Origin of the sequence: uncultured Selenomonas sp. (genome assembly GCF_963528755.1) — a bacterium.
Classification (GTDB): Bacteria; Bacillota; Negativicutes; order Selenomonadales; family Selenomonadaceae; genus Selenomonas.
The window spans coordinates 97,330-114,033 of sequence record NZ_CAURXA010000002.1; the positions used below are offsets into that span (position 1 = coordinate 97,330).

Here is a 16,704-nt window from a genome sequence, read left to right on the forward strand (position 1 = left end):
TATGCTCCATTCCGCCGCTGCCGCCTGCGGCAAATATCTGGAAAAGCAAGGTGCGACCTTCCCTGCCCGGCGGCCTCAAAGCGCCGCTTTCATGAAATCGTCCGCGAAACATCTTCAGCAAAAGCCGATTCGCAGCATACATCATCCATCAAAAAAGACTCTCTTCCTACGAAAAGAGAGTCTTCCTTCGCTCCCATCTCATAGGCAATACCTATAGGAATTGGCACCTTTTTGGCCTACGCCAACGGTTGCCGCAGTTTCATAGGGCCAGTCCCTCCACTGCTCTTGATGAGTGATATTCGATTTGGCTTTATTATACGAGAAAACATTTCAATTGTCAACTATTTTTGTAGGGATTCGATGCGGTCGAGGAGAACCTCTGCCACCTTCTGCTTGCTCATCAAAGGAATTTCCTCGACGGAGCCGTCGCGCGCCACAATCTTCACGAGATTCGTCTCCGTATTGAATCCCGCGTCGGGGCACGTCACATCGTTCGCCACGATGAGGTCAAGATTCTTCTTTTGGAGCTTCGCCTTCGCGTAGTCGAGGAGATTCTGCGTCTCTGCCGCAAACCCCACAAGGATCTGCTTCTCCTTTTTCCGGCCGCCCAGTTCCAGCAAAATATCGGGATTCTTCTCCAAGACAAGCGTGAGTTCAGCGTCGTTCTTCTTGATCTTCTGCGCTTGCCGCACCTTCGGGCGATAGTCGGCGACGGCGGCCGCCTTGATGACGATCGCAGCGTCCTCGGCTTCCTGCAGCACGGCATCGCGCATGGCGAGCGCCGATTCCGTACGCAGGACGCGCACACCGTCGGGATCGGCGAGCGCGACGGTGCCGCCCGCGACGAGCACGACGTCAGCGCCGCGGCGCGCCGCCTCCTGCGCGATGGCATAGCCCATCTTGCCGCTCGAACGATTGCCGATGAAGCGCACGGGATCGATGGCTTCAAGCGTGCCGCCCGCCGTCACGAGCACCTTCTTGCCGGCGAGCGTCTTGCCGCGCGCGCCCGCTTCTTCCAGCTCGCGCACGATGTCCTGAGGCTCAGGCAGACGCCCGACGCCCGAGACGCCGCAAGCCAAGTATCCCGCTGCCGGCTCGATCTTATGCCAGCCACGCGCTTGGAGCTTTGCCATATTTTCCTGCGTCACGGGATTTTCATACATCGCGCTGTTCATCGCCGGAGCGAAGAAAATCGGCGATGTGACAGCAAGCAGCGTCGTCGTCAGCATGTCGTCGGCTATGCCCGCCGCCGCCTTGGCAATGATGTTCGCCGTAGCGGGCGCGATGAGCACAAGATCCGCCAGACGCGCCAGAGCGATATGTTCGACGTTCCAATGCGCAGGCTCTTCCCACATGTCGAGCGACACGGGCTGTCCCGTGATCTCGCGGAAGGTCAGCGGCGTGACAAAACAGGCGGCCTCCTTCGTCATGACGACGTGAACCTCCGCCCCCTTCTTGCGCAGGCGGCTCGCAATCTCCACCGCCTTGTAGGCGGCGATGCCGCCCGTGACGCCTAAAAGGATCTTCCTGCCCTCAAGAACCATTACTTTATGCCGCCTTTGCTGCGTCGATAAAGAATATCGCCTTCGGAAATCTCTTCCAGAGCAATCGTCACATCTTTCGAGGACTTCGCCACCACCTTCGGCTCGTCGCCGCTCAAAAGCTGACGCGCACGCTTCGCCGCCAAGACGACGAGTGTGTAGCGACTGTCGACTACCTCCAAGAGTTTGTTGATTGAAGGATCTGCCATGCTCATATCGGATCTTCCCTTCCCTTTTCTATTTCGTCAAAAAGCTCTCCATTGCGTGTGACAAGGCGCCTCTCCGCCGCAAGGATGGCGCATACGGAATCGACCGCGCCATCGACTTCGTCGTTCGTGACGACGTACTTGTAGCACTTTCCCGCTTCAATCTCATCGATCGCCGCGGCGAGGCGCTTCTGCAAGACGTCCTCCGTCTCCGTATCGCGCCCGCGGATGCGCCTTTCCAGCTCGGCGAGCGACGGCGGCAAGATGAAGATGTAGACGCCCTCAGGAAACTTCTCGCGCACCTTCATCGCGCCCTGCGTGTCGATCTCAAGCAAGATGTCCTCGCCCGCCGCGAGCTTTTCCTCCACCTTTTTCAATGGCGTTCCGTAATAATTGTCGTAGACCTTTGCCCATTCGAGCAATTCGTCCTTTTCAATCATTTCCTCGAATGCCTCGACCGAGAGGAAATAGTAGCTCTCTCCGTCGACCTCGCCCGCGCGCGGCTTTCGCGTCGTGGCCGAAACGGAGTAGGCAAGCGGCGTCTTTTCCAAGAGCGCCTGACAGATCGTGCCCTTGCCCGCACCCGACGGGCCGGAAACGACGACCAAAAGTCCTTTTCTCATTTTCCGTCTTCTCTTCCTTTCGTTTCCGGAGTGTCTGAATCAAGAACGCGATGCGCCACGGTCTCCGGCTGCACGGCAGAAAGAATCACATGATCACTGTCCATGATGACAACGGCGCGCGTTCGTCTGCCGTAAGTGGCATCAATGAGCCTTCCGCCGTCGCGCGCCTCCTGAATAATGCGCTTGATCGGCGCCGATTCAGGGCTGACGATCGCCACGACGCGGTTCGCCGAAACGATGTTGCCAAACCCGATATTGATGAGCTTGATGTCCATATTGACCCCTCACTCGATGTTCTGCACCTGCTCGCGCAGTTTCTCGACCTCACTCTTGATCTCGACAACAAGTTTCGCCGCCTGCGTGAAGTTCGCCTTCGCGCCAATCGTGTTTGTCTCGCGATTGATCTCCTGAATCAGGAAGTCGAGCTTCCTGCCGATGGGCGCTTCCTCCACCTCGATCGTCTCACGGAACTGAGCGATGTGGCTCTTGAGGCGCACGACCTCTTCGTTGTAGCTGATGCGGTCAGCGTAGAGCACCGTTTCCTGCAGGATGCGCATCTCATCAATGCCCTGCCCCTTGAGCATTTCGCTGAGGACGTTCCTCAGATGCGTGCGGTAGCGCTCGACGATCTCCGACTCGAAGGCCGAGAGCTTTTCGATTGCCTCGGCAAGGAAATCGAGGCGCGGCTCAAAGTCGAGGTGCGTATGCTCGCCCTCCGTTTTTCGCATCTGGGCGAAATGTTCCAAAGCACTTTCCAAGGCGTCAAAGACGAGCCCGCGGGCGTCAAGCACATCGCGGCTCTCCTCGCGTACGCGCAGGACATCGGGATACAAGGCTATTTTACATACATCGGCGGGCGGTGTCAAATGCAGGAAATCGCCAAGTTCGTAAAGCGCCGTCTGATAGGCGCGTGCCAAGTTCTTATCAACGACGATGGTCGCTTCCTTTTCGCGCTTGTCCTGAAAGGCGATGTTCACATCGATCTTGCCGCGCGCCGAGAATCTCTTGATGGCATGGCGCATATCGCTCTCAAAGACATTGAGAGCGCGTGGCATGGAAAACGATATGTCCAGATACCGCTGATTGACCGATTTCACTTCCACATGAACCTTGTAATCCTCATTCTCCCGGCCCGCCGCGCCGAACCCCGTCATGCTTTTCATGCCAACAGCCCCCCATTCCTGCTCATTCAGGGAACCGCCAATCTCCTCAGCGTTTCCTTCATTTTGTTATATCATGGTATTTTACCATACTTTTCGCCTCTTCGACAAGGCTTTATGCCTCCGTACGGTCGACGGGTACGGCATGAAGCAGGAGGTCGGGATTGTTCTCCGTGATCCAGCCGAGCGCCCATTCGTTGCTCACGAGCAGCACGGGATTGCCCCGGCGGTCGCGCACAAACATACCGCGGTCTGCGCCGTGCAGGGTTGCGGGCGTGATTTCGCGCCCATCGGCGAATGTCATCCAACGCGCGACCTCGTATGGCTGCATCTGCAGCACGATATCGACATTGTACTCGTTCTTTAGACGGTATTCGAGCACTTCAAACTGCAGCGTGCCGACCGTGCCGACGATGTAGGCGTCCGCGCCCGCGCCCTCCTGCATGAAAAGCTGAATCGCGCCCTCCTGCGTGAGCTGCTCGACGCCTTTGACGAACTGCTTGCGCTTCATCGTGTCCTTTGCCGAGACGCGTGCAAACTTCTCGGGCGGAAACACGGGGAAATCCTCGTATTTGAACTTGTGCGAGGCGTCCGTCAGCGTATCGCCGATCGAGAAGATGCCGGGATCAAAAAGCCCCACGATGTCGCCCGGAAACGCCTCGTCGATGATCTGCCGATCCTGCGCGAGGAACTGCTGCGGCTGCGCGAGCTTGATCAGCTTGCCGCTCTTTTCGTGCCAGACGCTCATGTTGCGCTCAAATGCGCCCGACACGATGCGGATGAAGGCGAGGCGGTCGCGGTGCGCGGGATTCATATTCGCCTGGATTTTGAAGACGAAAGCCGAGAAGCGCTCGTCCGTCGGCTCTATGATGCCATCGGTCGAAGCGCGCGGCGCAGGCGCTGGCGCGAGTCGCAGATACTCTTCCAGAAAATTCTTAACGCCGAAATTCGTCATGGCAGAACCGAAGAACGTCGGCGTCAATTCGCCGCGATCGACCTTCTCGCGGTCGAAGTCCTCGCCCGCTGCATCGAGAAGCTCGATGTCGTCGGCGAGCGTCCGGCGCTCCTCTTCCGTCAGCTGCGCCATGAAAGCCTCGTCGTCGATCGAGCCGCAGACGGAGACACGTTCCGTCTGCCCGTGGCTCGCGTCGGCAGCGAAAAGCTCGACCTCGCGCTTCGCGCGATCGTAGACGCCCTTGTAATTGCCGTCCGTACCGACCGGCCAATTCATTGGATAAGAGCGAATGCCCAAGACATCTTCCAGCTCCGCCATGAGATCGAGCGGCGCCTTGCCAAAGCGGTCGAGCTTGTTAACGAAGGTAAAGATTGGAATATGGCGCTCGCGGCAAACCTTGAAGAGTTTCTTCGTCTGCGCCTCGACGCCCTTCGCCACGTCGAGAATCATGACGGCGCTGTCGACCGCCATCAGCGTGCGGTACGTATCCTCGCTGAAATCCTGATGCCCGGGCGTGTCAAGGATGTTGATGCGGCAGCCTGCGTAGTCGAACTGCAGCACGCTCGACGTGACGGAGATGCCGCGCTGCTTCTCGATCTCCATCCAATCAGACACGGCATGGCGCTGCGTCTTGCGCGACTTGATCGAGCCTGCGAGGTGAATCGCCCCGCCGTAGAGCAGGAGCTTCTCCGTCAGTGTCGTCTTTCCCGCATCCGGATGCGAAATGATGGCGAACGTGCGCCTCTTCTCTATTTCCTTCTTCAATTCTTCCTGCGACAAAATACATCCTCCCACACCGTTGTCATTTGAAAAAAAGACTGCCGCAGAATCTCTGCAGCAGTCTTGCCTATCGTTTTGGAGGCGACACCCAGAATCGAACTGGGGAATGAGGGTTTTGCAGACCCCTGCCTTACCGCTTGGCTATGTCGCCGTATGGAGCGGAAAACGAGGCTCGAACTCGCGACCCCCACCTTGGCAAGGTGGTGCTCTACCACTGAGCTACTTCCGCATGAAGTGGCGACCCGAAGGGGACTTGAACCCCTGACCTCCGCCGTGACAGGGCGGCATTCTAACCAACTAAACTACCGGGCCATCCATCGCCTTCCGTAAGGTCGGCAACAAATAGTATTATACAGAGCGATGGGGGGCTTGTCAAGGAATCTAAAAGAAATATTTCAACCTTCCGCTTCCCGTGAGTGCACAAGACAAGAGCGCACTCCCCCGAAATCGGGAAGTGCGCTCCGTCCATCTTGGGACGATGGTGAAAAATTCGCCGTCGTTCCTTTTTTAGTTGTTGAAGATATTCCTCAGCGCCTGCTTGTTGACGTCGCGGTTGAGCTGTGCGAGGTGCTTCGTGAGCTTGATCTCCTTCGGGCAGGCCTTCTCACAGTTCTGGCTGTTGCCGCAGCTCGTGATGCCGCCCTTGCCCATGAGAGCTTCGAGGCGCTTCGGCTCATCGAACTTTCCGAGCGGATGGAGGTTGAAGAGCAGCGTCTGCACCGTAGGCGCAGGACCGATGAAGTCGGACTGCGGGCCGACGTTCGGGCACGCCTCAAGGCAGCAACCGCACGTCATGCAGTGCGAAATCTCATACGTCGTCTCCGCCGTATAGGGATTCTGCAGCGGAGCATCGGGGTTGTCCCACGAACCGTCGATCTCGATCCAGCCATGGATGCGCTTGAGGCTCTCGAACATGACGGAACGATCAATGAGGAGGTCGCGGATGACGGGGAAGGTGCGTGCCGGTGCGAGCGTGATCGGCTGCTCAAGCTCGTCGATGAGCGAGCAGCAGGCCTGACGCGCCTTGCCGTTGATGACCATCATGCAGGCGCCGCAGACCTTCTCCAGGCAGTTGCACTCCCAGTTGACAGGAGCGACCGTCTTTCCATCGACCGTCACAGGGTTCTTCTGGATCTCCATCAGAGCCGCGACGACGTTGAGGCCGGGACGATAGTCGACATCGAATTCCTGCTTGTAGGGGCTGGCGTCAGGGCCATCCTGACGCTCTATGATGAATCTTACTTTCTTCTGTTCTGCCATTTGCTATCTCCTCCTCTTACTCTTTCTTCGCTACCGCGTAGTTACGCGCACGCGGCTTGATGAGCGAATGATCGAACTCGTCGTAGCTGACGATCGGCTCTTCCGTCTTTGGGTCGTAGTCGACGATGGAGATGCGCATGAAGTTCTTGTCGTCACGCGGCATGAAGACGAGCTCGTCGCCGTCCATCATGCGCTTGCCATTCGCGTCGAGGGCGATCTTGGCATGAGCGCCGCGGCTCTCGTCGCGGCAGCGAGCTGCCTTCGTGATGCACATCGCGTAGAGGATCATATTGCGCAGCTGGCGCACGAACATAGCTTCCTGGTTCGCCCAATGACCGCGATCCGTCAAGCCGATGTTGTCCCAACGCTTGAGGATTTCCTTGAGCTCCACGAGGCACTGGTCGAGTCCGTTGTTGTCGCGCTCGATGGAAACATACTTGTACATGAGATCGCCAAGCTCGTGGTGGAGTTTGTGCGCGTTCTCAGGGCCATCCATCTTGAGGATGCCTTCGAACTGGTCGACGACTTCCTGACGCGCCTTGTCAAGCTCCGCCTGCGTGAGGGCGTCGCCAAGCTCGCCGGACTTCGCCATGCGCATGGCTTCAGGGCCGGAGACCGTGCCGGAGTAAGCAGCGGAAAGGAGCGAGTTCGCACCGAGGCGGTTCGCGCCGTGATACTGGTAGTCGCACTCGCCCGAGGCCATGAGACCCTTGATGTTCGTGTGGTGCAGGCGATCGACCCAGATGCCGCCCATCGAATAGTGGACGGACGGGAAGATTTCCATCGGCACCTTGCGCGGATCTTTTCCGACGAAGTCCATGTAGATTTCGAGGATACCGCCGAGCTTGCGCTCCAGGTAATGCGGATCAATATGCGAGAGGTCGAGGTAGACGCGGTTCTCGCCGTTGATGCCCAGACCCATGTGCACGCAGACCTTGAAGATGGCGCGCGAGGCGACGTCACGCGGCACGAGGTTGCCGTATGCCGGATACATGTCTTCCAGGAAGTACCAGGGCTTGCCGTCGCGATAGACCCAGACGCGTCCGCCTTCGCCGCGGCACGCCTCGCTCATCAGACGGTTCTTGTCGGAACCCGGAATCGCCGTCGGATGAATCTGGATGAACTCGGGGTTGCCGATGTGTGCACCCTGCTGGTAGACAGCGGAAACGGCCGAGCCGTTGCAGATCGTCGAAGCCGTGCAGCGGCCAAACACCTGGCCGGGGCCGCCCGTCGCAAGGATGACGACGTCGGCGGGGAACGACTTGATCTCCATCGAGTTCATGTTCTGCGCGACGATGCCGCGGCAGATGCCGTCCTTGTTCTTGATGATGCGGATGAATTCCCAGAACTCATACTTCTTGACGCCGCCTTTGACTTCCCAGCGGCGAACCTGCTCATCGAGCGCATAGAGAAGCTGCTGACCCGTCGTCGAGCCGGCAAAACAGGTGCGCTTGTTCTTCTGACCGCCGAAGTTGCGGAGGTCGAGGTTGCCTTCCGGCGTGCGTGTGAAGGGAACGCCCATGCGGTCGAACATCTTGATGAGCTTCGGCGCCGCCTCGACCATGCCCTTGACCGCGACCTGATCGGCAAGGAAGTCACCGCCGTAGACCGTATCATCGAAGTGCTCGTAAACGCTGTCATGCTCGCCCTTCGTGTCCATGCAGGCGTTGATGCCACCCTGCGCACACAGCGAGTGGGAGCGCTTTACGGGGCAGTAGGAAAACAGGTCGACTTCGCCGCCGAGCTCACAGACCTTGATGGTCGCCATGAGACCCGAGAGACCGCCGCCTACAATAATGATTTTTTTCTTTTCAGCCATGTAGGTTCTCTCCTTATCTATACATCACAATCAATCGATCAATGCATGGGAACGAAGTAGCTCACCATGAAGGCAATCGTCACGAGGCTCAGAGCCACGCAGAGCAACATGGAGAGGAGCCCCGCCGTCTTCTGGGCGCGAGGCCCCTTGACGACGCCCCACGTCATGAGGAAGGTCGCAATGCCGTTCGTGAAATGGAAGATCGCTGCGAGCATGCCGATGAGGTAGAGGACGAAGACGATCGGACTGCCCGTGACGTAGCTCTGGATCAGTTCATAGGTGATCGGTGTGCCGAGGACACCCTTGACATAGCAGCGCAGGTAGCCGACGTGCCATACGAGGAAGACGAGCAGGAACCATGCCGTCCAGCGCTGGAAAGCGAAATTCCAGTTGTTGAGGTAGCCATACTTCGTCGGGTTGTTCTTCGCCTGCATGCAGATGTAGATGCCATAGATCGCATGGAAGAGGAACGGGATGGCGACGGCGCCGACCTCAAGTCCGAGGAAAATCGGCTTCGGTATCAGCTCCATCATTGCGAGCTTGCCGTTCAGGGCTTCAGCACCGCCCAGAGCCGAAGCATTGGTGAGGATGTGTTCCATGAGAAATCCTCCGAGTGCCAGCAAGCCGACCAGGGAATGCAGGCGGCGGGCGTAAAAAGTTGTGTTAATCATTCTATACCTCCTATAAATTCTTTGCGCCCCGCATCGTGCGGGGGCGGATTACAGGAAGCGCTGACAAGTTCAGCGCCTCCCATGAAAGCGCCAAACAAGCGCTTCCTATAACTTACGATACGGCGCCTGGCCAATCTCGTAGAAGTTATTTCCCTCGCAGTCGATGCCGACGATCGCTGGAAAGTCAACAACGGTCAGACGCGCCACGGCCTCCGGGCCGAGTTCCGGATAGGCGAGTACTTCGTACTTCTTGACGGACTTGGCGATCAGAGCCGCCGCGCCTCCGACGGCGACGAAGTACGTCACGCCGTTCTTCTTCATCGACTCGATGACCTTCGGGTCGCGCGATCCCTTGCCGATCATGCCCGTGATGCCCTGCTCAAGCATCGTCGGCGTGTAGGCGTCCATGCGGCCGGCAGTCGTCGGGCCGCACGAGCCGATCGGATCGCCGGGCTTCGCAGGCGTAGGTCCGAGGTAGTAGACGATTTCATTCTTCCAGTCCACGGGGAGCTTCTCGCCGCGTGCCAGAGCCTCGCACATGACCTTGTGCGCCGCATCGCGTGCGCTGATGATCGTGCCTGTGATGAGCACGCTGTCGCCCGCCTTGAGCTTCTTGGACTGCTCCACGGTAAACGGTGTTTCGATACGAATCTTTTCAGCCATTTTTCTTATCCTCCCATCCCGAGCAATTAAAGGACGCGATCCTTGTGGCGCATCGCATGACAGCAGATCGTGACGGCCACGGGCAGTCCCGCAATGTGCGTCGGGCCCCATTCGATGTTGACGGCGAGAGCCGATACGGAGCCACCGAGCTGAGGGCCGATGCCCGTCTTGTTGATCATCTCAAGAAGCTCGCCTTCAAGCTTCGCGTACTCGGGCATGGGGTTGCGCTCGTTGATGGAGCGCACGAGCGCCTTCTTCGAGTAGTAAGCGGCGCGGTCCATCGTGCCGCCGATGCCGACGCCGACGACCATGGGAGGACAGGGGTTGCAGCTTGCGTGCAGGATGATGTCGAGCACGGCCTTCTTGACGCCTTCGACGCCATCCGCAGGAACGAGCATCTTGACGCCCGACTTGTTCTCGCTGCCGAAGCCCTTGGGGCCAACCGTGATCTTGAGCTTGTCGCCTGGCACGATGCTCGTGTAGATGACGGCAGGCGTATTGTTCTGCGTGTTCTTGCGGTTGAACAGCGGCTCGGCAACGACGGACTTCCTCAGATACCCTTCCGTATATCCCTTGGCGACACCGGCATTGACCGCCTCTTCGAGATCGCCGCCTGCAATGTGCAGATCCTGACCGATCTCAAGGAAGACGATCGTCATGCCGGTGTCCTGACAGATGGGGCGATCCTCGGCCTTGGCGATCTCCGCATTGCGGATGATCTGGTCGAGCACGTCGCGCCCTACCGGCGACTCCTCTGCCTCGCGTCCGCGCTTCAAAGCCTCGTAGACGTCGTCTGGCAGATAGTAGGCAGCCTCTTTGCACATCTCGGCAACGGCTTCCGTAATCTGTTTCGCTTCGATTGTACGCAAGATAAACCCTCCCATAAGAAATTGTAATACTCACATAGCTCCATCATATCATATTTTCATCGCACATTCAACACCGAAACCCTTGTGTTTCTTGAGTTTCTGCAGAGAAAAAGATGAATCCCGTTCGCTTTTTTCACGCCGAAAACCGGCGAAAATGCGACCGGAATTCATCTCCCGATATTCCTTTCGTGCGCTTGCCAGCAAGCCCTCTGCCGTCAAGTTCTTCCCATGCGGATGAGTTCGACTTGCGGCGACTTCCCTACCTCAAGCTCGGCGAGCATGAAGGAAGGCCGCGCCTCATCGCGCGGACGCGCCACACTGCCGGGGTTGAGGACCTGAACATCTCCCACGACCTCCTGCGCCACATGCGTATGACCGTAGACAGCGATGTCCGCCTGTGCCTCCTTCGCCGCTGCCACCAGCATTTCAAGCGTCGAGCGCACGCCGTAGATATGACCGTGCGTGAGGAAGATGCGGTGCCCTGCCGCTTCGACAACGATCTCGTCAGGCGTCTTGCCGTCGGGCCAGTCCGTGTTGCCCGCGACGTTTTCCACGCGCACTGCCGAGACGAGCGCGAGGTACGCCGCATCGGGAGCGCAGTCTCCCGCATGAAGCCAAAGGTCGACCTTGCCCGCACGTTCCACAGCGCGGTCGATCGCGCGGCGATCGCCGTGGCTGTCACTCATAATGCCGATCTTCATGTGAGATGCTCCTTCATCTGCGCCGCCATGAGGCGAAGAGCCGCGCCACGATGGCTGACCGCCTGCTTTTCAGAAACCGTCAGTTCCGCCAGCGACTTGCCGCTCGCGAGATAGAAATACGGGTCATAGCCGAAGCCGCCCGCACCGCGAGGGCTTTGGCGCACGCGTCCGACACACGTCCCTTCAGAGGTGAGTTCCGTGCCGTCCGTGTCGTGCAGGACGAGCACGCAGCGAAAGGCGGCGGCGGATTCGACAGCCCCCCTCTTTTGAAGCTCTGACACAAGCTTCTCGTTATTCGCCGCATCATCGTGCTGCCCCGAGTAACGTGCCGAGTGAACGCCTGGCGCACCGCCCAAAACTTCGACCTCAAGCCCCGAGTCATCAGCAAGGCACGCGCATCCCGTCCTTTCTGCATAAAAGCGCGCCTTGATGCGCGCGTTCCCTTCGAAGGTCGAAGCGTCCTCAACAGCATCGGGAAGCTCCCCAAAATCCTTGAGAGTCAAAAGCTCCACAGGGAGCTTTTGAAAAGCTGCAAGGATTTCCTTCACCTTGCCTTCATTCTTCGTAGCGATTACGATCTTCTTCATCCGATTCGCCCCACTTTCCAGACGAGCTCGCCGCCGAGCGCGTCCTTTTGTCTTGCAATCAATTCGTCGACGCCCTTTTCCGCCAGTGTGAGGAGCTCCGCCATCTCCTCGTGTGAGAAGGGTCGTCCCTCGCCCGTGCCCTGCACCTCGACGAAGTCATAGGCGCCCGTCATCACGACGTTCATATCGACGAGCGCCGTGCTGTCCTCCTCGTAGCAAAGGTCGAGGATCGGTTCGCCGTCCTTTGCGAGACCGACGCTGACCGCCGCGAGGAAATCTTTCACAGGGAATGTCTTGCCCTTCTCATAGAAGCTCGCGCACGCCTCTACGAGCGCAACGAAAGCGCCCGTGATCGCCGCCGTACGCGTGCCGCCGTCCGCCTCGATGACGTCGCAGTCCAAGGCGATCGTGCGCTCGCCGAGCGCCGCAAGGTCGACGACGGAGCGCAGCGAACGGCCGATGAGACGCTGGATCTCCTGTGTGCGCCCCGACTGGCGGCCTTGGCAGGCCTCGCGTGGCGTACGCGTCGAAGTCGCACTCGGCAAGAGCGCGTACTCTGCCTTGATCCATCCCGTTCCCGTGCCGCGCAGAAAGTACGGCACACGATCTTCGACGGACGCAGCGCAGATGATGCGCGTGCGTCCCATCTCGATGAGCACCGAACCCGCCGGCCCCTTTTGGAAGCCTCGCATCATCTTCAAGGGACGCAGCGCGTCAGCGGCACGTCCGCGTATTCTCTGCATAGCGCATGTTCCTCTCCTCTCACTCGAAGAGGGGCAGGGCGTCAAGCCCTGCCCCTCTTCATCCCTCCTGATATTGCCGGAAGTTCTTTATGATGCAGATCGGCGTCTTCTGCGAAGCGTTGCCGAACGGGTTGTCGATAAGGAGCTTCGCGACGAGCTCGCCCTTCGTGCCGTCTGTCACGCCGACGATGCGCGAGCGCTTGAGATCGTTGACGTCAGCGATGACAGCGCCGAAGCAGCCGAGCCTCTCTTTGAGACGCGCGACGACGTCCTCCGGATCACGTGGCCCGTAGACGATATGCTTGTCGAAAGGCGGCATCGTGCCCGTCACATCGTCGATGAGCGCCGTCTGCTCGCCGCCCCATTTATAAAAAAGGCCGCTCTTTCCCACGATCTTGCCCAAGAATCCCGCGAAGAGCGCGGCGGCGACGCGCCACTTGCCCTCGACGTTCATCAAGGACTGCATGCCGTGTGGGCTCGCAAGGCTGCCGTAGTCCGGGATGAAGCGGCAGCAGAACTGCGCGAGGCAGGAAATCTTCAGATCCTCGGGACGCACGATGCGTCCCTGCGTGATGGCGACGACGCTCTCCGCCACGGAAATCACGTCGTCCTTGCCGATCTTGCCGCGCGTATACTTCTCCACGCAGTCGACGATGTCATCCCTGTCCGTCAGAATGCGCGTGGGAACGGGCAGAATCTCTACTTTCTCTTTCATGTTTGCCCCTCCTCAATCGTCCGCCAGCGTCACACCGACGAGCGCGGCAACCTCCGCCGCACGCACAGGAATCGTCACTTTCGAATAACGCCACGGCCGTCTGCCTGTCTCCTGGTAGATGAGCTCCACCGGGAAATCGACCATGTGCGCGGCCGCCTCCTTGATGCTCCTGCCCTTTCGCGCCGTAAGCGTCACATACGCCTTGACGAAGATGCTTTCACCCGCTTCGATGAGCACCGCCTCGAAGTAATCGTCCTCGCGCGGCGCGCCCTCCCGCTCGGCTCTGCCGCGCACCTCAAGCCCGTCGTACTGTTCGTAGGGAACGAGCGGACGCACAAGGGCGTCCATGATCGTGCCGACCTGCTTGCCGATATTGGCGAACTCCATTTTCGTGATGAGCGTCACGCTTTTTTCATCCTGCGCCGTTACTTCGAGGGGCGTGCGCTCTGCGAGTTTCACGACGACCTCTTCCGTACCCTCCTTGACAAAGAAGAATTTCACCGCGATGATACAAAGGAAAATCGCGGCGAGAACAACACCGACTGCAATATACAACTTTCAAGACCTCCCAAAGCTTCCCAGCAAACGTTCAGGTATTTCCTGCGCCCATCGGCGCATCCTCCGAGAACGCGGCATGAAGCTTTTCATAAAACTCTGCAGGCAGTTTCGTGATGCGTCCCGTCTCTCGGCTCGTGAAGACGTTCTGCGTATGACCGAGCACGAGCAATGCGTCGTCCGCTGCGCGCCGCACTTCGTAGTCGAACGCCATCTTGACCTTTGTCAACGCCGTCGGGCGCGTGACGATGGCGAGTTCATCGTCGAACTTGCCTGAGGCGACGAACTTTGCGCTGACATCAGTCAGTGGAAAGACGTAGCCCGCCTCCATCAGATCGCCCAATGTGATGCCGAGCGCACGCAGGAACTCGACCCTGCCGATCTCGAACCAACGGATGTAGTTCGCATGATGCACGACGCCCATGGCGTCCGTGTCGTAGAAATTCACACGATGGTATGCCTTGACCTCCATGACGCTCTCCATCATCGGAACAGGTGGCTGACCGAACGATGCTCCTGTATGCTGATGAGCACGTCGCCGATAGCGTCCGCCATCGAGAGCACGACGATCTTGTCCGACTTCTTGTCGCCCAAGGGGATCGTGTCCGTAACAATCAACTGCTTGAGCACCGACGCGTTGATGCGCTCGATGGCAGGATCGGTCAGGATCGCATGGGAACAGGCGGCGTAGACTTCTTTTGCACCAAGCTTTGCAAGTGCCTTCGCTCCCTCGCAAAGAGAGCCTGCCGTGTCGACGATGTCGTCGATGAGGATTGCCGTCTTGCCCTCGACGTCACCGATGAGGTTCATGACCTCCGCCACGCCCGGCTGCGGGCGGCGCTTCTCGATGATGGCGATCGGTGCGTGCAGGCGGTCAGCAAGATTTCGCGTGCGCGTGACGCCGCCGAGATCGGGCGAGACAACGACGGCATTTTCGAGATTGTGCTCCTTCAGATACGCGGCGAGGACGGGAGCCGCTCCGAGATGATCGACGGGGATGTCGAAGAAGCCCTGGATCTGACCTGCATGCAGGTCGACCGTCACGACGCGCGAGACGCCCGCCGTCTCCATGAGGTTCGCGACGAGCTTCGCCGAGATCGGCTCGCGCCCGCGCGTCTTGCGATCCTGACGCGCATAGGCGTAGTACGGCACGACGGCCGTGATGCTGTGCGCCGACGCCCTCTTGCAGGCGTCCGTCATGATGAGAAGCTCCATGAGATTGTCGTTGACCGGCTGCGAGGTCGGTTGAATGATGAAGATATCCTTGCCGCGAATGCTCTCGCTGATCATCACCTGCGTCTCGCCGTTGTTGAAATGACCGACGTATGCATCGCAAAGCGGCACGCCGATGTGCGATGCGATTTTTTTCGCGAGCTCGGGGTTGGCGTTGCCCGTCATGATGCATAGGTTGTCAAGGTTCGTCATTTTCCAGTAGCCTCCATTTCTTCTTTGCGCTTGTCCGCCCAGCCCGTGATATTCTTCTGGTGGGCGCGCGCGATGGCGAGATCGCCTGCGGGGATGTCCTTCGTGATCGTCGACCCTGCTCCGATGTAGGCGCCGTCACCGACGCTGACGGGTGCGACGAGGTTCGAGTTGCAGCCGACGAAAGCGCCGTCGCCAACCTTCGTGCGGAACTTCTGCCTGCCGTCGTAATTGACCGTGATCGTGCCGCAGCCCATGTTGACGCCCGCACCGATGTCGGAATCGCCGATATACGAGAGATGCGGCAGCTTCGTCCCCTCGCCGACGACGGAGTTCTTGACCTCGACGAAATTGCCGATCTTGACGTGCGCAGCGATTTTCGTCGCGGGGCGAAGATGGACGTATGGGCCGAGCGTCGCACCGTCGGCGATTTCGCATTCATGCGCATAGCAGAAATGCGCCGTGACATGGGCACCGACCTTCACGTCCTGAAAGCGCGAATGGGGGCCGATCTCGCAGTCCTCGCCGATGACCGTCGCACCCTCAAGCCACGTGCCCGGATAGATCACGGTGTCGCGGCCGACGATGACATCGACGTCGACATAGGTCGTATCGGGATCCATGAGTGTCACACCCTCTGCCATCAGCGCCTCATTCTTGCGGCGGCGCAGGATCTTCTCCGAGGCAGCGAGCTGGGCGCGCGAGTTGACGCCGAGCGTTTCCTCGTAGTCGTCGGCCATGGCGGCAAAGATCTTCTCGCCCTTCTTTCGGAGGATTTCGAGCACGTCGGGCAGATAGTACTCGCCTTGTGCATTGTCATTTTTGACCTCGTGCAGAGCGGCGAAAAGGTCAGGCGCTTCAAAGCAATAGATGCCCGAATTGACCTCGCGCACGGTGCGCTCCTCCTCCGTCGCATCCTTGTGCTCGACGATCCGTTCCACCGTGCCGTCTGCGGCGCGGATGATGCGCCCATATCCCGTCGCATCGGGCATGACGGCGGTCAGAACGGTCGCCTTCGCGCCCGATGCCGCGTGTTCTTTCGCGAGCTTCTCGAGGAGCTTCCCCGTCAAAAGCGGCGTGTCGCCGCAGAGTACGAGAACCGTGCCCCTTTCCTCGCGCAGCAGCGGTTCCGCCTGCAGGACGGCATGCCCTGTGCCGAGCTGCTCTTCCTGTGTGACGAAATCCGCCTCACCCGCAAGCGCCTTTTCCACCGTCTCGCCGCCGAATCCCACGACGACTATATTGCGCACGGCACCCGCCTCCTTCGCGGCCGCGAGCACATGGGCGAGCATCGCCTTGCCGCCCGCCTTGTGCAGCACCTTCGGCAAAGACGACTTCATGCGCGTCCCCTTGCCCGCCGCCAATATGACTGTTGTCAGATCTGCCATTCGTTCAGCCTCCATTGCTCAAAGACATTTCCTCAGCATCGTTCTC

General features: G+C 59.1%; 19 protein-coding genes, 3 tRNA genes and 1 riboswitch. All 22 genes read right to left on the bottom strand.

The window, feature by feature from the left end; translation table 11 throughout:
- Positions 1–190 precede the first annotated feature (190 nt).
- Positions 191–295, bottom strand: a riboswitch (SAM riboswitch).
- Between the two features lie 46 nt (positions 296–341).
- Positions 342–1,544 carry a bifunctional phosphopantothenoylcysteine decarboxylase/phosphopantothenate--cysteine ligase CoaBC gene (coaBC, locus tag RWS31_RS02575; protein WP_314595840.1) on the bottom strand — a complete coding sequence of 401 codons (1,203 nt, stop codon included), beginning with the start codon at positions 1,542–1,544 and terminating at the stop codon, positions 342–344.
- Entirely contained in the window at positions 1,544–1,756 is a 213-nt protein-coding gene (gene rpoZ, locus RWS31_RS02580; protein ID WP_006191407.1) for a DNA-directed RNA polymerase subunit omega, read from the bottom strand. Before rpoZ ends, coaBC begins: the two co-directional genes overlap by 1 nt.
- Positions 1,753–2,370 (bottom strand): guanylate kinase, encoded by a 618-nt coding sequence (gmk, locus tag RWS31_RS02585; RefSeq protein ID WP_314595842.1) that lies wholly within the window; start codon positions 2,368–2,370, stop codon positions 1,753–1,755. The genes rpoZ and gmk overlap by 4 nt, the downstream gene beginning before the upstream one ends.
- Positions 2,367–2,645, bottom strand: a complete 279-nt coding sequence (remA, locus tag RWS31_RS02590) for an extracellular matrix/biofilm regulator RemA (RefSeq protein ID WP_314595844.1) — start codon at positions 2,643–2,645, stop codon at positions 2,367–2,369. The genes gmk and remA overlap by 4 nt, the downstream gene beginning before the upstream one ends.
- Positions 2,646–2,654: 9 nt before the next feature.
- Positions 2,655–3,533 carry a YicC/YloC family endoribonuclease gene (locus tag RWS31_RS02595; protein WP_314595846.1) on the bottom strand — a complete coding sequence of 293 codons (879 nt, stop codon included), beginning with the start codon at positions 3,531–3,533 and terminating at the stop codon, positions 2,655–2,657.
- Between the two features lie 112 nt (positions 3,534–3,645).
- Positions 3,646–5,265 carry a peptide chain release factor 3 gene (locus tag RWS31_RS02600; protein WP_314595848.1) on the bottom strand — a complete coding sequence of 540 codons (1,620 nt, stop codon included), beginning with the start codon at positions 5,263–5,265 and terminating at the stop codon, positions 3,646–3,648.
- A gap of 76 nt (positions 5,266–5,341) precedes the next feature.
- Positions 5,342–5,416: transfer RNA gene (locus RWS31_RS02605), tRNA-Cys, on the bottom strand.
- A gap of 3 nt (positions 5,417–5,419) precedes the next feature.
- Positions 5,420–5,494 (bottom strand) — tRNA-Gly (locus RWS31_RS02610).
- 6 nt (positions 5,495–5,500) lie between these two features.
- Positions 5,501–5,577, bottom strand: a tRNA-Asp gene (locus tag RWS31_RS02615).
- A 195-nt stretch (positions 5,578–5,772) separates the two neighbouring features.
- Positions 5,773–6,525 (bottom strand): succinate dehydrogenase iron-sulfur subunit, encoded by a 753-nt coding sequence (gene sdhB, locus RWS31_RS02620; RefSeq protein WP_314595850.1) that lies wholly within the window; start codon positions 6,523–6,525, stop codon positions 5,773–5,775.
- 16 nt (positions 6,526–6,541) lie between these two features.
- Entirely contained in the window at positions 6,542–8,344 is a 1,803-nt protein-coding gene (gene sdhA / locus RWS31_RS02625; protein ID WP_314595853.1) for a succinate dehydrogenase flavoprotein subunit, read from the bottom strand.
- Between the two features lie 38 nt (positions 8,345–8,382).
- Positions 8,383–9,015, bottom strand: coding sequence for a succinate dehydrogenase (locus RWS31_RS02630; protein WP_314595855.1), 633 nt, complete (start codon positions 9,013–9,015; stop codon positions 8,383–8,385).
- Between the two features lie 105 nt (positions 9,016–9,120).
- Positions 9,121–9,678, bottom strand: a complete 558-nt coding sequence (locus tag RWS31_RS02635; protein WP_009645610.1) for a Fe-S-containing hydro-lyase — start codon at positions 9,676–9,678, stop codon at positions 9,121–9,123.
- Positions 9,679–9,704: 26 nt separating this feature from the next.
- Positions 9,705–10,547 (bottom strand): fumarate hydratase, encoded by an 843-nt coding sequence (locus RWS31_RS02640; RefSeq protein WP_314595858.1) that lies wholly within the window; start codon positions 10,545–10,547, stop codon positions 9,705–9,707.
- Between the two features lie 215 nt (positions 10,548–10,762).
- Positions 10,763–11,248, bottom strand: a complete 486-nt coding sequence (locus RWS31_RS02645) for a metallophosphoesterase (protein ID WP_314595860.1) — start codon at positions 11,246–11,248, stop codon at positions 10,763–10,765.
- Positions 11,245–11,835 carry an RdgB/HAM1 family non-canonical purine NTP pyrophosphatase gene (rdgB, locus tag RWS31_RS02650; RefSeq protein WP_314595862.1) on the bottom strand — a complete coding sequence of 197 codons (591 nt, stop codon included), beginning with the start codon at positions 11,833–11,835 and terminating at the stop codon, positions 11,245–11,247. Before rdgB ends, RWS31_RS02645 begins: the two co-directional genes overlap by 4 nt.
- Positions 11,832–12,578 carry a ribonuclease PH gene (gene rph, locus RWS31_RS02655; protein WP_314595863.1) on the bottom strand — a complete coding sequence of 249 codons (747 nt, stop codon included), beginning with the start codon at positions 12,576–12,578 and terminating at the stop codon, positions 11,832–11,834. Before rph ends, rdgB begins: the two co-directional genes overlap by 4 nt.
- A 58-nt stretch (positions 12,579–12,636) precedes the next feature.
- Positions 12,637–13,293, bottom strand: a complete 657-nt coding sequence (locus RWS31_RS02660) for a coenzyme F420-0:L-glutamate ligase (protein ID WP_314595865.1) — start codon at positions 13,291–13,293, stop codon at positions 12,637–12,639.
- A 12-nt stretch (positions 13,294–13,305) separates the two neighbouring features.
- Positions 13,306–13,848 (bottom strand): hypothetical protein, encoded by a 543-nt coding sequence (locus tag RWS31_RS02665; RefSeq protein WP_314595867.1) that lies wholly within the window; start codon positions 13,846–13,848, stop codon positions 13,306–13,308.
- 34 nt (positions 13,849–13,882) lie between these two features.
- Positions 13,883–14,320: a thioesterase family protein gene (locus RWS31_RS02670; protein ID WP_013740918.1), complete on the bottom strand. Its 438-nt coding sequence runs from the start codon at positions 14,318–14,320 to the stop codon at positions 13,883–13,885.
- Positions 14,321–14,331: 11 nt separating this feature from the next.
- Positions 14,332–15,273, bottom strand: a complete 942-nt coding sequence (locus RWS31_RS02675; protein WP_009645597.1) for a ribose-phosphate pyrophosphokinase — start codon at positions 15,271–15,273, stop codon at positions 14,332–14,334.
- Positions 15,270–16,658: a bifunctional UDP-N-acetylglucosamine diphosphorylase/glucosamine-1-phosphate N-acetyltransferase GlmU gene (glmU, locus tag RWS31_RS02680; protein ID WP_314595871.1), complete on the bottom strand. Its 1,389-nt coding sequence runs from the start codon at positions 16,656–16,658 to the stop codon at positions 15,270–15,272. The genes RWS31_RS02675 and glmU overlap by 4 nt, the downstream gene beginning before the upstream one ends.
- Between the last annotated feature and the right edge of the window lie 46 nt (positions 16,659–16,704).

Bases quoted from the DNA above. Each gene is read 5' to 3' on its own strand.
- coaBC (WP_314595840.1), bottom strand. From the start codon at position 1,544: ATGGTTCTTGAGGGCAGGAAGATCCTTTTAGGCGTCACGGGCGGCATC.
- rpoZ (WP_006191407.1), bottom strand. From the start codon at position 1,756: ATGAGCATGGCAGATCCTTCAATCAACAAACTCTTGGAGGTAGTCGAC.
- gmk (WP_314595842.1), bottom strand. From the start codon at position 2,370: ATGAGAAAAGGACTTTTGGTCGTCGTTTCCGGCCCGTCGGGTGCGGGC.
- remA (WP_314595844.1), bottom strand. From the start codon at position 2,645: ATGGACATCAAGCTCATCAATATCGGGTTTGGCAACATCGTTTCGGCG.
- RWS31_RS02595 (WP_314595846.1), bottom strand. From the start codon at position 3,533: ATGAAAAGCATGACGGGGTTCGGCGCGGCGGGCCGGGAGAATGAGGAT.
- sdhB (WP_314595850.1), bottom strand. From the start codon at position 6,525: ATGGCAGAACAGAAGAAAGTAAGATTCATCATAGAGCGTCAGGATGGC.
- sdhA (WP_314595853.1), bottom strand. From the start codon at position 8,344: ATGGCTGAAAAGAAAAAAATCATTATTGTAGGCGGCGGTCTCTCGGGT.
- RWS31_RS02630 (WP_314595855.1), bottom strand. From the start codon at position 9,015: ATGATTAACACAACTTTTTACGCCCGCCGCCTGCATTCCCTGGTCGGC.
- RWS31_RS02635 (WP_009645610.1), bottom strand. From the start codon at position 9,678: ATGGCTGAAAAGATTCGTATCGAAACACCGTTTACCGTGGAGCAGTCC.
- RWS31_RS02645 (WP_314595860.1), bottom strand. From the start codon at position 11,248: ATGAAGATCGGCATTATGAGTGACAGCCACGGCGATCGCCGCGCGATC.
- rdgB (WP_314595862.1), bottom strand. From the start codon at position 11,835: ATGAAGAAGATCGTAATCGCTACGAAGAATGAAGGCAAGGTGAAGGAA.
- rph (WP_314595863.1), bottom strand. From the start codon at position 12,578: ATGCAGAGAATACGCGGACGTGCCGCTGACGCGCTGCGTCCCTTGAAG.
- RWS31_RS02660 (WP_314595865.1), bottom strand. From the start codon at position 13,293: ATGAAAGAGAAAGTAGAGATTCTGCCCGTTCCCACGCGCATTCTGACG.
- RWS31_RS02670 (WP_013740918.1), bottom strand. From the start codon at position 14,320: ATGGAGGTCAAGGCATACCATCGTGTGAATTTCTACGACACGGACGCC.
- RWS31_RS02675 (WP_009645597.1), bottom strand. From the start codon at position 15,273: ATGACGAACCTTGACAACCTATGCATCATGACGGGCAACGCCAACCCC.
- glmU (WP_314595871.1), bottom strand. From the start codon at position 16,658: ATGGCAGATCTGACAACAGTCATATTGGCGGCGGGCAAGGGGACGCGC.